Here is a 21,408-nt window from a genome sequence, read left to right as displayed (position 1 = left end):
CCGTGGACAGGGTAATGAGTGGATGTCGATCCTGCACACGACCCCGCCCCGGTTCAGGGGAGACGACGAGTCAGTGCTGCTCGCGGGCGGAGTGGAGGAAGGCGGTCCACTCGGCAATAGGGAAGGGGAGGTTCCCGTTCGTGGGGTTCTGCGAGTCCCGTAGGGCTGTACCTCTGTGCAGGTCCGCGACCTCGACGCAGTTCTCACCTGCTCCGCTGTAGCTGCTCTTGCGAAACACGGGGTCAGTCACGATCAATCCTTTATTGACTCGGCAACGTCATGCACGAAGTCTATGGTTTCGGCCACTGTAAGAGCAGCGCTGCTTGCTTCACGCCACATGGCATCGTATCGACGGATCTCTTCCAGATCCTCCACATACAGTGTGGATGTTGGTGTTTCGGAGTACCCGATGGTGGGGTCGTTGGACTCCGGGAACTCCATGATCTGGAAGCTGCCCAGGTTGGCAGCGTGCAGGCCTGCGGAGAACGGGAGCACCTGGATCGCGATGTTGGGTCGTGTCGCCATCTCCACGAGGTGGTGCAACTGTTCCCGCATGTTCGAGGCATCACCAGAGTGCCTTCGTAGAGCACCCTCATCGATGACCGCCGCATACTCCGGAGGGTGAAGCCGGTTCAGGATCTCCTGACGCTCCATGCGCGCCTGGATGTGGCGATGGATGCGCTCCTCTGAGTAGGCGTTGGCACCCAAGAACACACCTCTCGTATACCCGGGGGTCTGCAACAGCCCGGGGATGACCTGCGCCTCGTATACGCGAATGAACGAGGCCTCCACCTCGAAGGACGGCAGCCCAGCTGGGCTGAAGACGTCCTTGTACTTGGACCACCAGCCCGGCTCAACCGCATCCTTGGCGAGCTGGTGCATACCTTCCCAAGCGCTCTTGTCTACCTGGTAGATCTCCGCGAGACAGTCGATGTAGGCAGCTCGAATGCGCTTGAGTGAGGCCGTCTCCATCTTGCCCAGGGTTGCACGCGGAACCCCTGACTTCCTGGCAGCGATGTCGAGAGTGTCACCGGATTCCGCACGAAGGTCACGCAGGATGCGAGCAAGGCGGCGACGCCTGATGGTTGGGCTGAAGGAGGGCTTCATGGAGGCAATCTATCAAAACTTCCTGGAGATTCTCCATTCGGCTTGACTCCAGAGAATCTCCAAAACATGATGGATGTGTAGACAGTGACCGGGGTCTCACAGAAAGTTCGCAGGATCTCTGGTGCTCAGGCTACGCCGTGCCCCTTTCCCTCCGTGGGGGAAACGTGAAGGTCATCGGCCTTGCGGGCACTCCCTCGACCCACTCACTGCTTCCGCCTGCGTAAGGAGTCTGTTCGTCATGCCCGTTCTCGCCCCCGTACCCCCGATGGCCCAGGTGACCATCGCCCTCCACGAACTCGTGCCCCACGCCTACCGGCACTACTTCAACGGCCGACCCGACCGCCCCCACTACAGGACCCGCCGCTACGACTTCGGCGCCTCCCCGCTCTTCCTCCCGCTGGTGCGGGCCTTCCTGGACAGCTGCGCGGCCGAGCAGAGCGCCGACTACCGCTACCTCTTCACCCTCATCGGCTCCGAACTCGCCAGCAACGCCCTCAAGCACTCCCGCTCCGGACTGCCCGGACGCTGCTACCGGGCTCCTGTGCGAACGCCACCGAGACGGACTCCGCGTCATCTGCCGCGACGACGGGGTCACCACCGACCGCATGATCAGCGTCCACGAACGTCAACGGCCGACCCAGCCACCGCGAAGTCTGGGGCTTCCTCGCCTACGACTTCGAGGACAGCATCTGGCCCCACCTGAACCACTAGCTCCACGCACGCACGAAAAAGGGCCCAGGAAAGCGTTGCAGCGATTCCCGGGCCCCCACACAACCCCGAATTCCAGACCTAGCGAAGTCAGAAAGCAGGATCAGTGACGCATCCTATCCCCGCACCCCGACCCTCCAACGACGCTCTCGGCCGGAACCCGCTCTCCGGCCCGGCCTGCACCACCTGCGAACACCACTCCTGCCGCAAGCGCCGCGCCCAGCACCTGCCCCGCCTGGGCGGCCACCTGGCCGAATACCGCTCCGAGCACGCCCTCGCCGCCTCACTCCAGGCCCGCAACCCGCACCTGATCATCTGGTACGGAGAGCGCACCGGCTCCTACTGGATCGCCAGCCCCACCGGCCTCACCGAGGTCCTCGAAGCCCAGACCCTCACCCGCCTCCTGCCCCCGGTCCTCGAACTCTGGTGATCTCGACCATGTAGCCGGTGGCGGCCGTCTCCAAGGGCGGGGCAGCCGCCACCGCACCGCTTCCTTGAGCAAGTCACGGGCACTTGGGGCTGCTGGTCGGTGGCTCAAGGGGCTAGGAACGCTGTTCCGCCGCCTTTCCGATGCGCAGAGACTGGATCTGTTCCCCCGTTGCGGTCAGCCTCCAGAAGATCCAGCCGTTGCGCGAGATACTCACTCTCTTCTCGAGGGGAAGCAGCGAGTTGGCCCGTTCCACTACCGCGCCGGCTGCAGGGCTGGGATCGTCGAACACCTGGCCGTCCCACGGAGGCGAGACGATACCGAGCATGTGCGTCGCCGGGTCGAACCACCCCTCGACACGCTGCTTCTTGTAGTTGGCGTACACGGGGACCTTCACTCCCGCTTTCGCGGACCCCAGGGACGACTCCTCCACGGACAGTCTGGTCAGGAGCCGGGCGATGATCTCGCCCTTGCTGCATCCCTCCCAGCGTGCGAGGAGCGCGAGTTGGTGATCCGAATCCTGTGATACCTCGACGTGGGGCATACGCCCACGATTCCAGAGCTCGATCGTCCACGTGAACCGTTCTGCCGTGTCACTTACGGGCCCCTTCCCTCCAGGGGTGTGCCCACAGTGGCCGCATGTGGCCAGAGTTCCGAAAGGGACTTTGGTCCCGGATCAGTGTGCAGGTCAGCGGCGATAATCTGGGTCCGCAGACCGTGTGCTCCCTCGACTCACGCGCGGCTCCCGAGGTATTGGCAGGTCCCCCAATGCAGTCACTCACCCCAGCAGATCCCCGTGTGCTTGGCGGGATCGAAATCCTGGGCAGGCTCGGCAAGGGCGGCATGGGCGTGGTCTACGCGGGGCGTACCGATGACGACTCACTGGTCGCGGTCAAGACCCTGCATGTCGGGGGTCTCGAACAGAGGGATCTGCGCGAGCGGTTCGACCGCGAGTCCACGGCCCTGGGCATGGTGCAGGGGCCGGGTGTGGCCGCGCTCGTGGACTCCGGACAGGACGCCGACGAGATCCCCTGGCTCGCCCTGGAGTATGTACCGGGCCTCGACCTGGCCACCTACCTCAAGCGGCATGATCCCCTGGACGAGGTGACCGGTACGGCGCTGGGCCTCGTGCTGGCCAACGCGCTCACGGACATTCACACCGCTGGCCTGCTCCACCGCGACCTCAAACCGGCCAATGTCATGCTCGGCCCCGACGGCCCCAAAGTAGTCGACTTCGGGCTGGTCGCCATCGGTGGCGCTGGAGGCGACCTGACGCACACCAACATGCGTCTGGGTACCCCTCGCTTCATGGCACCGGAACAGTTCACCGCTCCGACGTCGGTGGGCGCCGGGGCAGACGTGTACGCCCTTGGGGCGCTGCTGGTCTTCGCCACCTCTGGTCAGTACCTGTACGAGGGAACCACCCCGGAAGCCCTGGGCTTCGCTGCGGCCAACCCGGTCATCGAGCCGAACCTTTCCGGGGTCCCCACAGGGCTTGCCCCTCTGGTCACCGAGCTCTTGGCGTTCAAGCCGGAAGATCGGCCGAGTCTGGCGGACGTGCGTGCGCAACTCACCGAACAGCTCGCCGCCAAGCACCTGTCACCCGCGGCTGCCAGGGCGCGTCTCGCGGAGCGGACGTACGTCCCGGGCACGGGTCTCACCGACGAGGTTCCGCCAGCCAAGCGGCACGCCCCCGTCACCCGAGTGGAGACGGTTGACCCCTCCCGCACGGTCGGGCCCTGGGCAGGGAAGCGGGGCGGCCGCGCGGCACGTACGGCTGAGCGGTTGCGCAAGGCCTATGCCCGTCCCGCCGCCTGACAGCTCGGCACCGCCCGAAGCCCAGTGTTTCCGGGACCGGGGCTCCGTCACCGCCTGATGGATTCCCGATAACAAGGCGCTCCCGATTTCCGAGTACGCGGCGTACGGGTCAACCGGGACCGCCCTTGGCGCGTGACCTCTCAGGGATCCACGTGCCACAACCAACCCAGGTCGGATCGCAGGGCGATCCGGATATCTCGATTCGCAGCGGACAGTGAGGGTCGTTCAGTGACCGAAGGCGCAGACGCGACGCAGACGAGCCCGTTCGCCCCCGGGGCTCGGGTGGAGGTACGTGACGCGGAGTGGATGGTGCGCACCTGTACCCCGGCCGCCTCGGCGGTGGACGGGCACATGGTCAGGGTTGTCGGGGTATCGGAGTTCGTCCGCGGTGAGGACGCGGTGTTCTTCACCGGGATCGAGGAGGTCACCGCCCTGGACCCCGAGCGGACCAGACTGGTGCACGACGATTCCTCGGGATACGCCCGCAGCCGCCTCTACCTGGAGTCGGTGCTGCGCCGTACCCCGCTGCCCCAGTCCGAGCGACGCCTGGCGATGCCGGACAAGTTCCTCCTCAAGGACCTCGTATATCAGCGCCGCCCCGCCGAACTCGCTCTCCGGGAGCTGCGCCCGCGCGTGCTCATCGCCGACGTGGTGGGTCTGGGCAAGACCCTGGAGATCGGCCTGATCCTCGCCGAGCTCATCCGCCGCGGCCGAGGCGAGCGCATCCTCGTCGTCACCCCGCAGCAGGTCCTGGAGCAGTTCCAGCAGGAACTGTGGACCCGCTTCGCCATCCCGCTGGTCCGCCTGGACTCGGTGGGCCTGGAGCGCGTCCAGCGCGACATCCCCGCGGGCCGCAACCCCTTCCTGTACTTCAAGCGCGCGATCATCTCCGTGGACACCCTCAAGAACCAGGGCAAGTACGGCCAGCACCTACGCAGCATGCACTGGGACGCGGTGGTGATCGACGAGTCGCACAACCTCATCAACGAGGGCAACCTCCGCAACCAGCTCGCCCGGCTTTTGGCGGCCCAGACCGACGCTCTTCTGCTGGCCTCCGCCACCCCGCACAACGGAAACTCCGAGTCCTTCGCCGAGCTGATCCGCCTGCTCGACCCGGCCGCCATCGCCGACCCGAAGGACTACTCCGCCAAGGACATCGAACACCTCTACATCCGGCGCACCAAGGTGCATCCCGAGGTGCGCGCGGAGATGGGCGACGACTGGCCCGAGCGCGGCCCGTCGGTGTCGGTGCGGGTACCCGCCACCCCCGCCGAGGAGAAGGTCTTCTCCGAACTCACCCAGGTGTGGCTGGCAGAGGGGGACCGCGAGGGCGGCCCGGTGGTCCGCATGGAACGCCGCCTGTTCCCGTACACCCTGCTGAAGGCCTTCCTGTCCTCGCACGTCGCCTTGGCCACCACAGTCGAGAACCGGCTGAAGACCATCGCCCACAGCGGTACAGGTGTGCTCAAGGACGGGGAGGACGAGCGCGAGCACCAGGCCCTGCTCAACCTTCGCGACCTCGCTGCTGAGATCGGCGGCGCCGACTCCGCCAAGCTCAAGGGTCTGGTGGGGGAGCTCAAGGACATCGGGGTCGGTGCGAAGAGCTCCACCCGAGCCGTGGTCTTCTCCGAGTCCGTGCCCACCCTGGAGTGGTTGAACGAGACCCTGCCCAAGGAACTCGGGCTCAAGCCCGAGCAAGTGGCGCTCATGCACGGCGGCCTCTCCGACACCGAACAGCAGCGCATCATCAGCGACTTCGCCCTGGAGACCAGCAAGGTCCGCGTCCTGGTCACCGGTGACGTCGCTTCCGAGGGCGTCAACCTGCACCGCCAGTGCCATCACATCGTGCACTACGACCTGCCCTGGTCGCTGATCCGGATCGAACAGCGCAACGGCCGCATCGACCGCTTCGGGCAGAAGCACCGCCCCCAGTTCCGCGCCCTCGTCCTCACCTCCGCCGTCGAGGGCGCCAAGGACGACACCGCAGTTTCCGAGAGGCTCCTCGACCGCGAGGAGAAGGCCCACCGGGCCATGGGCACCGCCGAAACGGTCACCGGCCTCTTCAGCGCCAAGAAGGAGGAGGACCGGCTCATCCAGGACCTCCTCAAGGGCCGCACCGTGGACGAGTCTCTGGACTCTGCGCACCACCAGCAGGAAGAGGGTTCGGCCTGGGTCGGAGACGTGCTCTTCGGCGACGTGGGCGTGCCCGAGGGGGAGGCCGCACCGGAACGGGCCCCCGAACCCCAGCTCTTCGGTTCCACGGAGGAGTTCGTCCGCGCCGCGCTGAGCACGGTCGCCGGGGAGGTCTCCGTCGACGAGGACGAACGCATCCTCGCCTTCGAACCGCCCCGGGACCTGGCCCACCGCCTCAGCGCACTGCCCGTCGACTACCTGCGCGAACTCAAGGTCAAGGAGCGGCTGCGCGTCACCTTCGATCGTGAGCACGCCCAGAAACGCCTCGACGAGGCCCGCGCCACCAAGACCACCTGGCCGGACACCAGCTACGTCAGTGATCTGCACCCGCTGGTGGAGTGGCTGGTGGACAAGGTCCAGGTCCAGACCCACCGCAACGAGGCCCCGGTGATCCGCGGAGACGTCGATGCCCCGGTCTTCCTGGTCCAGGGCACCTACTCGAACGAGCTGGGCCAGCCCACGGTGGTGGAGTGGATGGCCGTCACCGGCCTGCCCGGCGAGCCCCGGCTGGAGGACATGCTCGAGGCCGTCCGGCGGGCGGGGGTGGGCACCGGCATGGTCAACACCGGCCAGCTCGGGGACCTGACTGGTCTTCAGGAGCTGGTCCCGGCGGCGGTCCGCGCGGCCCGCGCCCACCTGGAGGAGCGCAGCGCCGAGTACGACGCCCGTATCAAGGAGGACCTGGCCCGCCCCCAGCAGCGGTTGGAGCAGTGGCAGCAGCTGAGCCTGGAGGGCCTGGGTGAGGACCTGCGCGGCCAGCGGAAGAAGGAACGGGTGCACGACACCTACGCCGAACAGCAGCGCCTGATGCGCAGGATGAGCACGGCGGGCGAACCGCTGCTGCGTGTCCTCGCCGTGGTGAAGGGGGAGAACTGATGGGTTACGACTCGCTGGCCAACCGGGGAGAGTACTTCTCCGCCCACTACCTGGCCGAGGTACTGCCCAAACAGCTCAAGGGCAAGGACGGCCCCTTCAAGGGCTGGACCGAGCTGGAGCAACAGGAGAACGCCCGGGCCCGGGACGAGACGAGGAGCCCCGAACCCGTCACCCCGCGCCTGGGCCTGCGCCAGCTCAAGGCGCGGTACTTCAAGGTCCGCCCGGCACTGGCCGACCACGTCGAACAGGTGCGTGAGGGTACCGAGCCCACCGAGGCCGAGGTCGATGCCCACCACAGTCTTCTGCGCGCCCTGCACCGCGACGTGCTCACCGCGCTCGGCTTCAGCCCCAAGGACGAGCCGCTGGAGCCGCCCTTCTCCCATGGCGACGACCTGGTCCCGGTGCGGCTGGCACTGTACGAGGGCACCGTCGCCGCCGTCGAGTGCGGCTGGGCCCCTGACCCCGACGCCGCCCTGGACGAGAACGGCGCGGGCTGGCTCATCGACCCTGTGGAACTGGGCGGCCGCGAACAGATCACCCTCGGCACCAAACTGGTCTCCTGGTTGTTCGCCCGGGACGAGAACCTGCGCTACGTGCTGATCCTGTCCGGGGGCGTGGTGGCCCTCGCCGACCGCTCGGTGTGGGGCGAGGGCCGCTACCTCGCGGCCAGCCTGGACACCGCGCTCGGACGCAACGACACCGACGAACTCGGCACCATCGGCGCGCTCTTCGGCGCCCACGCACTCTTGCCCTCGGAGGAGGGCGGCACCGAACCCATCGCAACCCTCGTCGACGCCTCCCGCCAGCACGCCGTGGGTGTGTCCAAGGAGCTGCGGGAGGGGCTGCGGGACTCGGTTGAGATCATCGCCAACGAGGTCCTGGCTCGGCTACGGGATCAGGATGTGGACCCCGAGCGGATCGACACCAAGTCGAACCGCACCTTCGCCGACGAACTGGCCCGCCAGTCACTGCGCTACCTGTACCGGATCCTCTTCCTGCTGTACGCGGAGGCCCGGCCCGAGCTGGGCGTGGTACCCGCCGACGACGAGGGCTATGTCCAGGGCTACAGCATGGCGCGGCTCGGCGACCTGGTCGTCAACGACCTGGTGGGTGAGGAGGCCCGGCGCAGCACACACCTGTACCAGTCGTTGGACCTGCTGGTCCGCATGGTCAACGAGGGCCACAATCCGCGCGGGCGCCAGCTCTCCGAGGAGGAGGCGGCGGGGCTCTCGGAGGGGGACGGGCTTCGCTTCGAGCCGCTCAAGGCCGACCTGTTCGACCCTGAGCGCACCCGGTTGATCGGTACCCGGCTGCCGCACCCGGAGGACGACCCGGATGAGCCGGGCGTGCGGATGCTGGACACCCGGCTGCGCAACGAAGCGCTGTACCAGGTGCTGCGCAAGCTGATGATCTCGCGCGGGAGCCGTAAGGGCCGGGGCGGGTTCATCTCGTACGCGCAGCTCGGCATCAACCAGCTGGGCGCGGTGTACGAGGGGCTCATGTCCTACACCGGGTTCATCGCTCAGGAGGAGTTGTACGAGGCCGCCAAGAACGGTGACTCGTCGGGTGGCTCGTGGATGATCCCGGCGTCCAAGGTCGACGACTACAGCGACGACGTGTGGGTGCGGGTCAAGGACGAGAACGGCAAGTCCAGCAAGGACCGCCCGATCGTGGTCTACAAGCCCGGGTCGTTCGTGTACCGGTTGGCCGGGCGCGACCGGGAGACCAGCGCTTCCTACTACACACCGGAGTCGCTGACTCAGTTGACCGTCCAGCTCACCCTGTGGGAACGGCTCGACCAGAACGGCGAGACGACTCCTGCGAGGGAGCTGCTGGAGTGGACCATCTGCGAGCCCGCTCTGGGTTCGGGCGCCTTCCTCAACGAGGCGATCAACCAGGTGGCGGTTGAGTATCTCAAACGGGCTACGGCCGAGCGCGGGGAGGAGCTGGACCCCGAGCGCTACGCCGTGGAGCTGCAGAAGGTCAAGGCCTACATCGCCCTGCACCGGGTGTACGGGGTCGATCTCAATGGGACAGCGGTGGAGCTGGCGGAGGTCTCGCTCTGGTTGAACGTGATGTACCCGGGCTTGCAGGCGCCGTGGTTTGGTCTGCACCTGAGGCGAGGCAATTCGCTGATCGGGGCCGGGAGGAGGTTGTACGCCCCCGAGACAGTGAAGAAGGGCGAATGGCTCAAGTCCGCGCCGGAAGATCAGCCGTTCCGCGACGGCGATATCAAGGCCGGATACATCCACCACTTCCTACTGCCCGCCCAGGGCTGGGGCAGTGTCGCTGCGGAGAAGGAGGCGAAGAACCTCGCTCCGGAGGACACCGCCAAGCTGAACGCCTGGCGCAAGGCGATGCGCAAGAGGCCGAAGACGACAGGGAAGAATTCCCAGTTCCGGCGATTGCAGGCCCTGTCGAAGCGGGCGGAGTTCCTGTGGGGCTTGGTGATCCGGCGCCTGGAGTTGTCTGAGCGCGAGATCAGCAGGACCATTGACGTCTATGGCGCGAAGTGGATCAATCAGCCCGAGGACGTCATCCCGCGGGAAGAGGTACTCGACAACCTGACACAGAAGGGCACCCCGTACTGGCGCCTTAAGACACTGATGGACGCCTGGTGCGCGCTGTGGTTCTGGCCGGTGCAGAAGGCCGGGCTGCTGGACAGCAGCGACGAGGTCTACGAGCGTCTGGACAGCACACTGGACCTGAGCGGTGCCGGGAGGGACGGCACGCTGTTCGGTTCGATGCGTGAGAGTTCGGCGCTTGTCGATCTTGAATCGTGGCTCAAGTTCGCTGAGGCCCTGATCGGTGTGAAAGACGTCGAGGGAACGATCTTCGGTGACCTTGACACACTCGCCGACCTTGACGAGGCCGAGCACTCACTTCCCGCCGTCACCGGTATGGAAGCTGAGTATCGCCTGAGTGAGCTTTTCCCATGGCTGCGCGAGGTGGAGAGCCTCGCTGAACGGCACGGCTTCTTCCACTGGGAGCTGCAGTTCTCTCACCTGTTCAAGAGTCGAGGTGGCTTTGATATTCAGGTAGGTAACCCGCCGTGGGTTCGGCCGCGCTGGGAGGAAGATAGCGTCTTGGCTGAGATCGACCCGTGGTTCAAGCTGGTTGAGAAGGCTCCGGCTGACGTGAAGTACCAACGCAAGATTGCACGTCTCGACTCTGAGGCTCCTTGTGCGTATTTTCTGAAGGAGCTGGAAGAAATTTCTGGCCTTAGTGGTTTCCTGTCTAGTGAGGCGGTTTATCCGCTTATGGCGGGGACTCAGCCTGATCTCTACCGTGCTTTCATGTGTCGCGTATGGGGAAATTTGGGGGCTTCAGGTTTTGCGTCAATGCTTCATTCTGACACTCATTTTGGTGGAGTGAAGGAAGGAAATTTGAGGGCTGAGGCCTATCGTAGGCTCCGATTTCATGCTCACTTTGTCAATGCTGGGAATTGGGCGTTCCCGAGTCCGGTGGGGAGGAGTCGAGAGTTTGGAGTTCACGTCTATGGCGAGGGGCGTGAATACGTTGACTTTGTTAACATGAGCTGGCTCTATGGGGCGTCGGTTGTAGCTGGATCTTTGCAACATGATGGTTTGGGTGAGATTCCTGGCGTCAAGCATGAAGGAAAGTGGGATCTCCGTCCGCATCATGAGCGTTTGGTTCGGGTGGACGACGAGGTCTTGCGAGAGTGGCAAGATGTCACTGGTTCCCCTGGGAGTGCGGATCAAGCTGCGCTTTTGCACTTGGTCACGAGTTCCGAGGCTGGCGCTGTTCGGTCTCTGTCTGGTTATGGCGAAAGGCTGGACAGTGAAGGGGTCTATATCAGTCGTGGTTTTGATGAGGCAAACGATAAGAAATCGGGTTTGATTAGATGGAATAATGCTGAAGTAGCTCACCTTGGAGAGCTGGTTCTTCAGGGCCCCCATGTCTCTCCGGGGGCTCCTTTTCTTCAGCAGCCAAATATCCCCTTCCGGCATGCCAAAGACTGGCCTTCGGTGGATCCGCTTTTTATCGAAGAGGAATTTCTTCCTGCGGCTAACTATGAGCGAGCTTCGGGGAGTGAAGAATTTCTCGCAGCTCAGGATATATGGGATGGTAGGCACTATTCAGAGTACTTCCGGCTATCCTGGAGAGTGATGATCCCCTTCGATACGGAGAGAAGTCTTAACGCTGCTCTGATCCCTCCTGGTCCTACTCATGTGCACACTGTCCATTCGATGCGAGTCAGGGACGATCGAACTACGGTCTTGAACGCCGGGTTCTGGGCTGCTCTGCCGCTGGACTACCTCCTACGCATCACGGGGCGCTCGCACCTACAGGTAGCTGAAGCAAACAAGATGCCCGCGCCTGCCCCAGGTCACCCTTTGGAAACCGCACTGATGGTCCGCAGCATGCGGTTGAACTGCCTCACCAATGCCTACACACCTCTGTGGTCCGAGCTCTACGACGATTCTTGGATGCAGGATTCCTGGGCCGTCGAATGGCCTCGCCTGTCACCTTTGGGGGACATCAGCCCTGAGTGGGAGTACCCCTCACCTTTGCGTACCGAGTACGAACGCCGTGCTGCCCTGGTTGAACTTGATGCACTCGTCGCGACCTGGTTGGGCATGAGTGCCGAAGAACTGATCGCCATCTACAAAGCCCGGTTCCAGATTCTGGCAGGGCGTGACGATCGGACCTGGTTTGACGCGGACGGTCGCAAGATCGCGGAGGACCGGTACGCCTTCGGTCACGGACAGTCGAAGGAAGACTTCCTCCAGCTTCAGAAGTACCTGGACAAGGACGACCCAACCGACACGGTCCCTGACGGCTACTCCGCGCCCTTCTACAAGGCCGACCGGGAACGCGAGTACCGCGAGGCACACGCTCACTTCACCGAAATCGTCGAGCGTGCCAAGCGTGACGGCACCTGGGATGGGGAGGCCTGACCATGCAGCCCACGCTCGCCGCCGCAGAGGTCAAGCGGAACATCACCCAGTACCTCTCCACCACCTTCGCGCTCGCTGACGAACCCGTCCGGGAGAGCCTCGAAGCCTTCTTCACCGACCCCGTCCAGGGCATCTTCCGGGGGACCTACCTCCGGGTCCGTACACCCTTCCGGACCTCGGATGACTCTTGGCGCAGCCACCTTGAATGGCATCCGCCCGGCTTCAGCCCCTTCCTCCACCAGGCCCGGGCCTGGGAACGCCTCTCCACGCTCAACAGCCCCGCCGAGCCCACCCTCATCACCACGGGCACCGGTTCCGGTAAGACCGAGTCTTTCCTGATTCCCCTCCTGGACCACTGCCGTCGTGAGCGCGCCGCCGGGAACAACGGGATCAAGGCCGTCCTCCTCTACCCGATGAACGCGCTCGCCACCGACCAGGCACAGCGACTCAACGAACTCCTACTCGAGCCCGCCCTGTCCCAGGTCACCGCAGGTCTCTACATCGGTGACACCCCGGAGACCGGATACCAGCGGGTGAGCACGGCCCGAGCCCAGATCCGCCGCCAGCGCCCCGACATCCTCATCACCAACTACAAGATGCTCGACCTGCTCCTCCAGCGTGAGCAGGACCTTCCGCTCTGGAAGGACTCCGCCCTCACCTATGTCGTGGTCGACGAGTTCCACACCTACGACGGCGCCCAAGGCACCGACGTCGCCATGCTGCTCCGCCGTCTGGCCGCCGCCACGGGAAACGCCCGTCCGGGCCGTCCGCTCGGTGACATCTGCCCGGTGGCCACCAGCGCCACCCTCGGACAGGACGGGCCCGACAGCCTGGCAACCCCCGGCCCCTCCGGTGCCCGTGTCACCCCGGGAACCCCTGCTGCCAAGGACCACGACCCCACCGCTCGCATTCGGGAGGTTGCCTCCACCGTCTTCGGTAGCGAGTTCGGTCCGGATTCCGTTGTCGGTGAGGACCGCCTGGCCATCAACGAGTTCATGGGCAAGATCGAGTACGAGTACCCAGTGCCCGACCCGGTCTACGTCGCGCAGATCAAGGACCCGCACTCCGACCCCACAGCGATGGGGCGGATCATGGCCGAGTTCACCGGCCGCGACGATCTCACCCCGCCTGAACTCGGTGAGGTCCTGCGCAAGCACATCCTCACCAAGGCCGTGCTCAGCATCCTCGACGGCACGGTCGCGCCGCTCACCGCCGTCCTGGAAGAGCTCCCCGAACGGGGAGCCTATGCCTGGGGCATCGCGTTGAGGAGCGCCCCCGAACACGCGGCCGAGGCCCTGGCCCGCTACATCGCGCTGCTCTCCATCGCCCGCCACCCGGACACCCCTGAGGGAGAGCGGGATCGTCCCCTGGTGACCATCGAGACCCACCTGTGGGTCCGCTCGGTCTCCCGGCTCCTGCGCGCGGTCGCTGACAAACCCTCCTTCGCCTGGCACGGGGAAGCTCCGCCAGCCCTCGGCTCGGAGACCACCACCTCCGACCTGGGTCGGGTCAGCCTGCCAGCCGTTTACTGCCGTCACTGCGGCCGCTCCGGATGGGCAGCGCTCTCCCAGGAGTCCGCTCCGGCTGACCTGCTGACCGACCCGGACAAGGTCTACCGGGGTGCGATCGCCAGTAAGAAGTTCGTCCGCCCCCTCATCCGGGCCAGCCGCGCTGAGGCCGAGCAGAACCCCGCCGCCACCCTGGTGCTGCGATCCTCCGGTAACCATGTGCGTCCGGTGAATCCCGCCACCGACCTCGCCAAACACGAGGCAGGGCAGCTCGACGGCGTGTTCGTGCTCGCTGACATCTCGCACACCAAGGAGTCCTTCAAAGCCGCCGAGAACGACCGCTGCCCGGCCTGCGCCGCGGACCAGGGCACCCGGTTCCTCGGTTCGGGTCTGGCCGCGCTCGCCTCGGTCTCCGTCACCGAACTCTTCACCGGCGGCCAGCTCGCCCACGACGGTCAGACCCCCAAGACGCTGATGTTCAGCGACTCGGTACAGGACGCCGCCCACCGGGCCGGGTTCGTCTCCAACCGCTCCTACACCTTCTCCGCCCGCGCCCTGCTCGCCTCCCGGCTGCGCGAACACCACGAGGAGACCGGTGGCGCGCCGCTGGACCTCAACGACCTCATCGCCGACACCGTCGCCCGCGCCGAGGACCCCGCCTACCTGGCCTGTGTGGTCCCCCCGGACATGCACGACCTGCCCGGCATGGACCGCCTCCTGGCAGGGGAGAGCGCCGGCGGCGCCCGTGAGTGGGACCTGGTGGGGGAGCGGTTGGCCTTCACCTCCGTGCTGGAGTTCGGGCTGCGCTCCCGGCAGGGCCGCACCCTCGAACTCACCCGGACCGCCGTCGCCCAGGTCCGGCTGGACGAACCCGACCGGATCGCCGCCCTTGCCGCAGACCTGCTCCAGCACAGTGGAGAGCAGATCGAGGGCCGCCCCTCCCCGGCAGTTTTCCGCGGCTACGTGCGCGGGCTCCTCGAACGCCTGCGCACCCGGGGCGGAATCAGCCACGAGTGGCTCGAACCCTGGATCAAGAACGTCGGGGCCAAGCGCTTCGGCACCATCTGGGGTAAACGCCCCGACGGCATGCCCGCCTTCCCCCGAGGACTGCCCGCCCCGCGCTTCCTCACCGACGACCGCAAGGAACGCAGCGAGTTCGACTCGGTCACCGGTCGCGGAACCTGGTACCAGGACTGGACCACGCGCTGTCTGGGTCTCCCGCCGGAGGCCGCGCCCCGCTATCTGCGGCGTCTCCTGGAGCTCCTCCACGAGGAGGGCGTGCTCACCCGCACCGCCACCGACGCGGGTGTCAACGTTTACGGCCTCACTCCCGGACACGTCCAGGTCCGGCTCCTGGACGACGAACAGGTGGTCAACGGCGGACTGCGCTGCCACGTGTGCAACTGGCGCCAGAGCGCCCACCCCGTCCATCTGGACGACTGGGACGCCGTGGCCTGCCCCCGCTACCGGTGCACCGGCAACCTCACCGTGGACGAGGACCGCCGGTTCCGCCAGGACTACTACCGGCGCCTCTACCGGGAGGCCGAGCCCTTCCGGATCACCACCGCCGAACACACCGGCCAGCTCACCCGCGCCCAGCGCGAACGGGTCGAGGAGTCGTTCAAACGCGGAAGCCGCTACACCGACCCCAACGTCCTCTCCGCCACCCCCACCCTGGAACTGGGCATCGACATCGGCGCCCTGTCCGCCGTGGTCCTGGGCTCCCTGCCCACCGGTCCGGCCAACTACGTGCAGCGCGCCGGTCGCGCCGGACGCCGCTCCGGCAACGCCTTCCTGCTGACCCTGGTCGGCCGCCGCGCCCGCGAGCGCTACTACCTGGAGGAGCCGCTCGACATGATCGCTGGGGAGATCGCCCCGCCAGGCAGCTTCCCCTCCGCAGTGGAGATCCTGCGCCGCCAGTACGCCGCGCACCTGCTCGACCTCGCCGCCCGCGGCGACATGCCCGGAGTTCCGGCGCTGCCCGGCCGTGCCGCCGACCTCTTCGGCGATCTCGGCTGGCTTCCGGGGTTCACCGAGAGTGCCCTCGCGCACGGTGACCGCCTCGTCTCCGGATTCCTCGACCTGTTCACCGGGGCCGGGCAGGACGTGGACGACGTCGCCGGGGGCCAGCTGCGCCACTACGCCACCGTCGGCCTCAAGGAGACCGTCACCCGGGCTGAAGAGGTCTGGGCGGCCCGCCTGGCCGACCTGCGCGAGCGGGTGGAGACCGTCGGCCGCTCCATCGACGCCCTCATCGAGTCCGACCCTGAGCAGAAGCGCCGCAAACGCGCACTCCAGGCCGAACGCAACGCCGTGCGCAGGCGCATCGGGGAGATCGGCCGCACCAGTGCCCACGGCGCTCTGGTCGACCTCGGTGTGCTCCCCAACTACTCCCTCGTGGACAGCGCCACCGAACTGGAGGCCACCCTCACCTGGGAGGAGCGCGACGCCGACGGTGACTCCAGGTTCCACAGCGAGGTCCGCGAGTACAAGCGCCCCACCGCCCGGGCCCTCACCGAGCTCGCCCCCGGCAACCACTACTACGTGCGCGGCTACCGGCACACCGTCGACGGCCTCGACATCGGCTCGATGCACCGACCCGCCTGGCGGGACTGGCGGGTCTGCCCCGCCTGCGGATACGTGCGCACCCACGACGCCGCCACGGACACCTCGCCCTGCCCCCGCTGTTCCAGCGCGGTCATCGCGGACCGGGGCAGCCTGTACCGGGTCCTGGAACCCACCCGGGTGTACGCGCGCGACCGCCGCGACGACGCCCTCATCCGGGACGAGCACGACGAGCGCCAGCGCGTTTTCTACGAGACCGCCAGCGCCGTGGACATTCCCGAGGAGGCCATCGCCCCCGGCGCCTGGCGCCACACCGGGCGTGTGTTCGGCGTGGAGTTTACCCGGGAGGCGGTCATCCGCCGGTTCAACCTCGGCGCTCTGCGGATGAACCGGCCAGCCACCGTCACCTTCGCCGGGAACGAGGTCACCCCCACCCCGTTCCAGGTCTGCCGGGCCTGTGGCGGTGCCACCCTTGACGAACCCGTCAACGCCGTGAGCAACGTCCTCGGCAGCTCCTACGATTCCGGCCGCAGCTATCACCGGCCCTGGTGCCCGCAGCGTCGCGGCGACCAAGTGGAGCACGAGAAGATCGTGCTCGCCCACTCACTGCGCACCGAGGCCCTGCGCATCCTGCTACCGGTGGCCACCGTGCACACCGCCGAGCGCATCATCAGCTTCAAGGCCGCGCTCATGGCGGGCTTCGCCCGCGTCTACGGCGGAGCTCTGGACCACCTGGCCGCCACCGTCGCCGCCATGCCCGACCACGAGACCGGCCACCAGCGCCGCTACCTGGTCATCCACGACACCCTGCCCGGCGGCAGCGGCTACCTGAACCCCCGCTCCGGGGCTGAGGGCATCCGTGAGATCCTCACCGCCGCCCACGAAGTCGTAGCGCACTGCCGCTGCCAGGCTGACGAGGGCCGGGCCGCCTGCCACCGCTGCCTGCTCGCCCACGTCAGCGACCACGAGTTCCCGCATGCGGACCGGGCGCTGGCCGAGGAGATGCTCACGGATCTGCTGGAGGACTGGGAGACCGACAGCATCGCCCGCACCGACGACATCTCCCTGTGGGACCAGGTCGAGAGCGAACTGGAGGCCCGCTTCCTCCAGGCCCTCCAACGCTGGGCCAAAACCCCGGGCTCCGGCCGTTCGTTCGAACTGGGTGGCAAGGTCAACGGCCGACGCAGCGCGGTCCTGCGCCTCATCGGTGGCGATGACAAGGTCATCGGCTGGGAGGTGCTGTTCCAGAACAGCATCAAGGGCACCCGACCCGACGTGGTCTTCCGCCGCTTGGACACCAGCCGTCAGCAGGTCGCCCTCTACCTGGACGGCTACTCCTACCACGCCTCGGAGCAGTACAACCGGATCGCCGACGACGCCGACAAGCGCGCCAGGCTGCGCGCCCACGGCATCACCGTCTTCCAGCTCAACTGGGACGACCTCGACCACCTGGACGGCAAGAAGGTCCCGCACCCCGCTTGGTTGCCCTACGGGCCCAACGGGCGCATGCAGGCCCAACAGGCCTACGGGCAACAGGGAGGGGATCCCAAGGAGCTCGACGCGACGGTCTGGAACAGCCCCGCCGAGACCCTGTTCTCCTACCTCGGCGACCCCGATCCGACGCGCTGGGCCCAACGGTCCCAGGCGGCGGTCACCGGGATCATGCGCACCGCCGGGGCCGAGAAGACCGGTGGCGGAGCCGTCGAACTCGCACCACACATCACCTCCGCCCTGCGCGGCGACCGGCTGCCCGGTCCGGTCGGAGGAACGGGCTGCGTCCTGATCCGCGGCGCCGACGACGCCGGGTGCCGCGTGGTACTCGTCGCCAACCAGGCCGAGCGCACGGTCAGCGCGTTCAGCGTGCTCGACGACAGCGAGGAGACCGTGGCGGAAGGCGGCGACGCCCACAAACGCCGCTGGAAGGCCTGGCTGTACTGGGGCAACCTGGTCCAGTTCCTCACGCACGAGGGTGGTGACGGCGGCCAGTTCGCACTCAGCGCGCTGAAGAGCCTGGACGTGTCCGTGCTGTCCGCGGTGGGCGGTGACGGCCTCTACAGCACCCTAGCGCTGGAGGCGATGGACCCGGTCGAGGTGACGGAACTCTTCGGGGACACCCTCACCAGCACCCGGGTACTCACCAGCGACCTCGAACGAGGGCTGGTCACCCTGCTCGACACCATGGTCGCCGAGGAGACCTCCACCGGACTGGAGCACCCCGGACACAGCTTGGACGTCACCGTCGACCCCGCGTGGGTTCAGGTGTGGGAGCTGATGGATCCGGACGAGCCCGGGCTGGAGACCCTGGCCGGTGAGCTCCAGCGGCGCGGTACACCCGCACCCGAGGTCGGCTACGAACTGGGAACCGGCATGTGGCCCGCCGAACTCGCCTGGCCCGACCACAAGGTGGCCGTCGTGCTCTCCTCCGAGCTCATCGGCAACGCCGAGGACAGGGCCAGGGGTGAGACCGCCTACATCGAGGCGGGTTGGCATGTTCGGGAGGCCGACCAGTGGGAGGTGTCCGAACTGGCGCGGATACTGACCACAGGAGCAGTGAGCACAGACGACGGGCACCTCACCGTCGGCGATGAAGACACGACGATCGCGAAGGGATGAGCATGCAGGACAAGGCCACACTGCGGCTACTCGACAAGGCCGACAAGGAGATCCGCAAGCTCCCCCGTAACGTCAAGGGGGCCCTGTACGACTTCCAGTACAAGTTCCGGGAGAACCCCGCCAACCCCACGAACGGGTTCAAGCAGCTCAAGGGTGAGCGGCTGTTCTCCGCACGGGTGGGGGAGTACCGCGCGATCCTCTTCCATGTCGGCAACCAGGACTACATCCTCGTCGCCCTGCGCCCACGCGGGCAGGTGTACGAGCACCTGGAGCGGTACCGCTTCGACATCAACCAGGTGACCGGTGCCCTGGAGATCTTCGACGTGGTGGCTTCAGAGGAGGCGAGCAGGACCGGGACCGCTGTCCCGGATGCCGCTTCCGCCCCTACGCCTGAAGCGGAGCAGCCTGCCGCTGAGCCGGCGCCCGCCGAACCCGGACCGGTTGCATCCGGCCCCCAGCCTTCCCGCCCCCTCCTTGCCGACTACACCGAAGAGCAGCTGCGTGAGCTCGGGGTCGCCGACGGCCTGGTCTCCCTCGCCCTGACCATCACCACCGAGAGCAGGCTCCTCGGTCTGGTCGAGTTCGCCCCCAAGCACACCGAGGAAGTCCTCCTCGCCCTCGCTGACGGGCGCGGTTTCGACGAGGTCATGGAGGAAGTCACCCGGCCGGTCGCCGCCGCCGAACCCGTCGACACCACGGACTACGACACCGCCTTCTCCCGCCCCGCCACCCGTGTCACCACCGCCGACACCGATCTCCAGCAGGTCCTCGAGGACGACTTCGCGGCGTGGAAGGTGTTCCTGCACCCCACCCAGCGCAAGCTCGTCACTCGCGGGTACAAGGGGCCGGCCCGGGTCAGCGGCGGTCCCGGTACCGGCAAGACCATTGTCGCCCTGCACCGGGTGAAGTACCTGGTGGACCGGCTGGGACCGGGCTACACCAAGCCCGTCCTGCTCACCACCTTCAACAAGAACCTCGCCGCGGACCTGCGCCGCCGCCTGCTCGACCTCGGCGGGCAACAGCTCCTGGACCGGGTCGACGTCGTCAACATCGACCAACTCGCCTCCCGCATCGTCAGCGAGAGCGGGCAGGGCCGTCAGCGCCGCCGCACCATCAACGACCAGCAGGCCGCGCGGGAATGGCAGGACATGCTCACCGAACTCGGTGAGGCCACATGGGACGCCGACTTCCTCAACGCCGAGTGGAGCCAGGTCATCCTGGGCCAGAGCGTGCGCACCCGTGGTGAGTACTACCGCGCACGCAGAGCCGGTCGTGGGCAGCGAGTGAGCCGCGCCCAGCGGGCCGAGATCTGGCAGCTGGTGGAGCGGTTCACCATGCGCCTGGAGGAACGGGGAGTCTGGACCTTCCGCCAGGTCGCCGAGGCGGCCGCTCGGGCGGAGGGCGACCGCGCCGCCAAGATCGCCGCCAACCGTGAGCGCGAAGCCAAGGCCGGCGGTCAGATGCTCCACCACCAGGACCAGTCCTTCGCCAACCTGCGGTTCCGCTACGAGCACGTGGTCGTGGATGAGGCACAGGACCTCAATCCGGCCCACTGGACGCTGCTGCGCTCCATGGTGGACCACACCGACAACGACATCTTCCTGGTCGGTGACACGCACCAGCGAATCTACGGTAACCAGGTGTCCCTGGGCAGCCTCGGCATCAACATCGTCGGCCGTTCCGCGCGTCTGACCCTCAGCTACCGGACCACGCGTGAGATCCTCGGCTCCGCTCTGGGCCTGTTGGGAGAGGAGACCTGGGACGATCTTGACGAGGGCACCGACACCCTCCGTGGTTACCGCTCGGTCCTGCGCGGTCCCCGACCGTTCTTCCACGGCTCCGGCACCTGGGAGGCCGAGATCGATGCTCTGGTCGCCCGGATCGGAGCGATCAGGGAACAGGCCCTGGCCGAGGGGAAGTTCGCGTCCGTCGCAGTGGCGGTTCCCATGCGGGACATGGTCGGCGAGGTCGAACGTGAACTCGTCCGCGCCGGGGTCAGCGCCGCGACCCTGGGCCCCGAAGGGCCGCCCACCGGCCACGAGGAATCCGTCCACGTGGGTACTCTGCACCGGTACAAGGGGTTGGAGTACCAGCACATGATCGTTGCCGGTGTCTCCGACACCCTGGTGCCCAACGCCAACGTGGACCGCCACAAGGACAGCGACCCGGCCCGGTATCGCCGCGAGCTCCAGATGGCTCGCTCCCTGCTGTTCGTGGCCGCCACCCGGGCCAGGGACTCCCTGGTGCTTTCCTGGCACGGCGAGCCCAGCCGTTTCCTGCCGGACTGGGCCGCACGGGAAAAGCAGGTTGAGCTGGCACCTGTCCCCGAGGAGGGGTTCGAGGACAACGGCCTCTTCAAGCCCCCGAACGCCCTTCTGTAGGGAGATCGAAGAAGGTCCCGGCCCCGAGCGGGGCCGGGACCGCTGCCAGGTCGAGGAAAGGAGCGAAGGCCACAGCGGTTCGGTCGTGGTGCCATCAGCGATGTCCTGTTGGTGAGCCTGGGCGGGGTCTGCGTCGTTCTCTCCCCGGCCACCACCGAGAAGGCTGCCCAGGAGCGTGTTGTCGAGCTCCCCGAAGTCTCCCCAGACTCGGACGGGCTCGAGAGTGACGCTGCCCTGCGCAGTACCTGGCCGAGGTTGAGGGCGAACAGGCCCCACTGAAGAACTCCAGC

Annotated in this window: 9 protein-coding genes and 1 pseudogene; 7 read left to right on the top strand and 3 right to left on the bottom strand. The window is 66.9% G+C overall.

The features are described 5' to 3' along the window. Positions 1-70: 70 nt before the first annotated feature. Entirely contained in the window at positions 71-250 is a 180-nt protein-coding gene (locus ACFW3L_RS17650) for a DUF397 domain-containing protein (protein WP_378741678.1), read from the bottom strand. Between the two features lie 2 nt (positions 251-252). Continuing rightward, a complete protein-coding gene (locus ACFW3L_RS17645) occupies positions 253-1,107 on the bottom strand; it encodes a DUF5753 domain-containing protein (protein WP_378741677.1) in 855 nt (284 codons plus the stop codon). 238 nt (positions 1,108-1,345) lie between these two features. Here ACFW3L_RS17645 and ACFW3L_RS17640 point away from each other — a divergent pair. Beyond that, positions 1,346-1,818, top strand: a pseudogene (locus ACFW3L_RS17640) (ATP-binding protein). Positions 1,819-1,921: 103 nt separating this feature from the next. Then, entirely contained in the window at positions 1,922-2,245 is a 324-nt protein-coding gene (locus tag ACFW3L_RS17635; RefSeq protein WP_378741675.1) for a hypothetical protein, read from the top strand. Between the two features lie 112 nt (positions 2,246-2,357). Here the strand turns inward: ACFW3L_RS17635 and ACFW3L_RS17630 are convergent, their stop codons facing one another. Beyond that, positions 2,358-2,786, bottom strand: a complete 429-nt coding sequence (locus tag ACFW3L_RS17630; RefSeq protein ID WP_378741673.1) for a hypothetical protein — start codon at positions 2,784-2,786, stop codon at positions 2,358-2,360. 224 nt (positions 2,787-3,010) lie between these two features. Here ACFW3L_RS17630 and ACFW3L_RS17625 point away from each other — a divergent pair, with 224 nt between their 5' ends. The 5 genes from ACFW3L_RS17625 (at position 3,011) to ACFW3L_RS17605 (ending at position 21,118) form a co-directional block, all read left to right on the top strand. Then, a complete protein-coding gene (locus tag ACFW3L_RS17625) occupies positions 3,011-4,060 on the top strand; it encodes a serine/threonine-protein kinase (protein WP_378741671.1) in 1,050 nt (349 codons plus the stop codon). A 228-nt stretch (positions 4,061-4,288) separates the two neighbouring features. Continuing rightward, positions 4,289-7,129, top strand: a complete 2,841-nt coding sequence (locus ACFW3L_RS17620) for a DEAD/DEAH box helicase (protein ID WP_378741669.1) — start codon at positions 4,289-4,291, stop codon at positions 7,127-7,129. Next, positions 7,129-12,051 carry a class I SAM-dependent DNA methyltransferase gene (locus tag ACFW3L_RS17615; RefSeq protein WP_378741666.1) on the top strand — a complete coding sequence of 1,641 codons (4,923 nt, stop codon included), beginning with the start codon at positions 7,129-7,131 and terminating at the stop codon, positions 12,049-12,051. Before ACFW3L_RS17620 ends, ACFW3L_RS17615 begins: the two co-directional genes overlap by 1 nt. Before the next feature lie 2 nt (positions 12,052-12,053). After that, positions 12,054-18,737 (top strand): DEAD/DEAH box helicase, encoded by a 6,684-nt coding sequence (locus ACFW3L_RS17610; RefSeq protein ID WP_378741664.1) that lies wholly within the window; start codon positions 12,054-12,056, stop codon positions 18,735-18,737. Further along, positions 18,734-21,118: a UvrD-helicase domain-containing protein gene (locus ACFW3L_RS17605; RefSeq protein ID WP_378741662.1), complete on the top strand. Its 2,385-nt coding sequence runs from the start codon at positions 18,734-18,736 to the stop codon at positions 21,116-21,118. Before ACFW3L_RS17610 ends, ACFW3L_RS17605 begins: the two co-directional genes overlap by 4 nt. Positions 21,119-21,408: the final 290 nt, after the last annotated feature.

This window comes from Nocardiopsis sp. NPDC058789, from assembly GCF_042745575.1.
Lineage (GTDB): Bacteria > Actinomycetota > Actinomycetes > Streptosporangiales > Streptosporangiaceae > Nocardiopsis > Nocardiopsis eucommiae.
The sequence above is the reverse complement of the archived record's forward strand: the minus strand, read 5'-3'. Positions and strand labels throughout refer to the sequence as shown.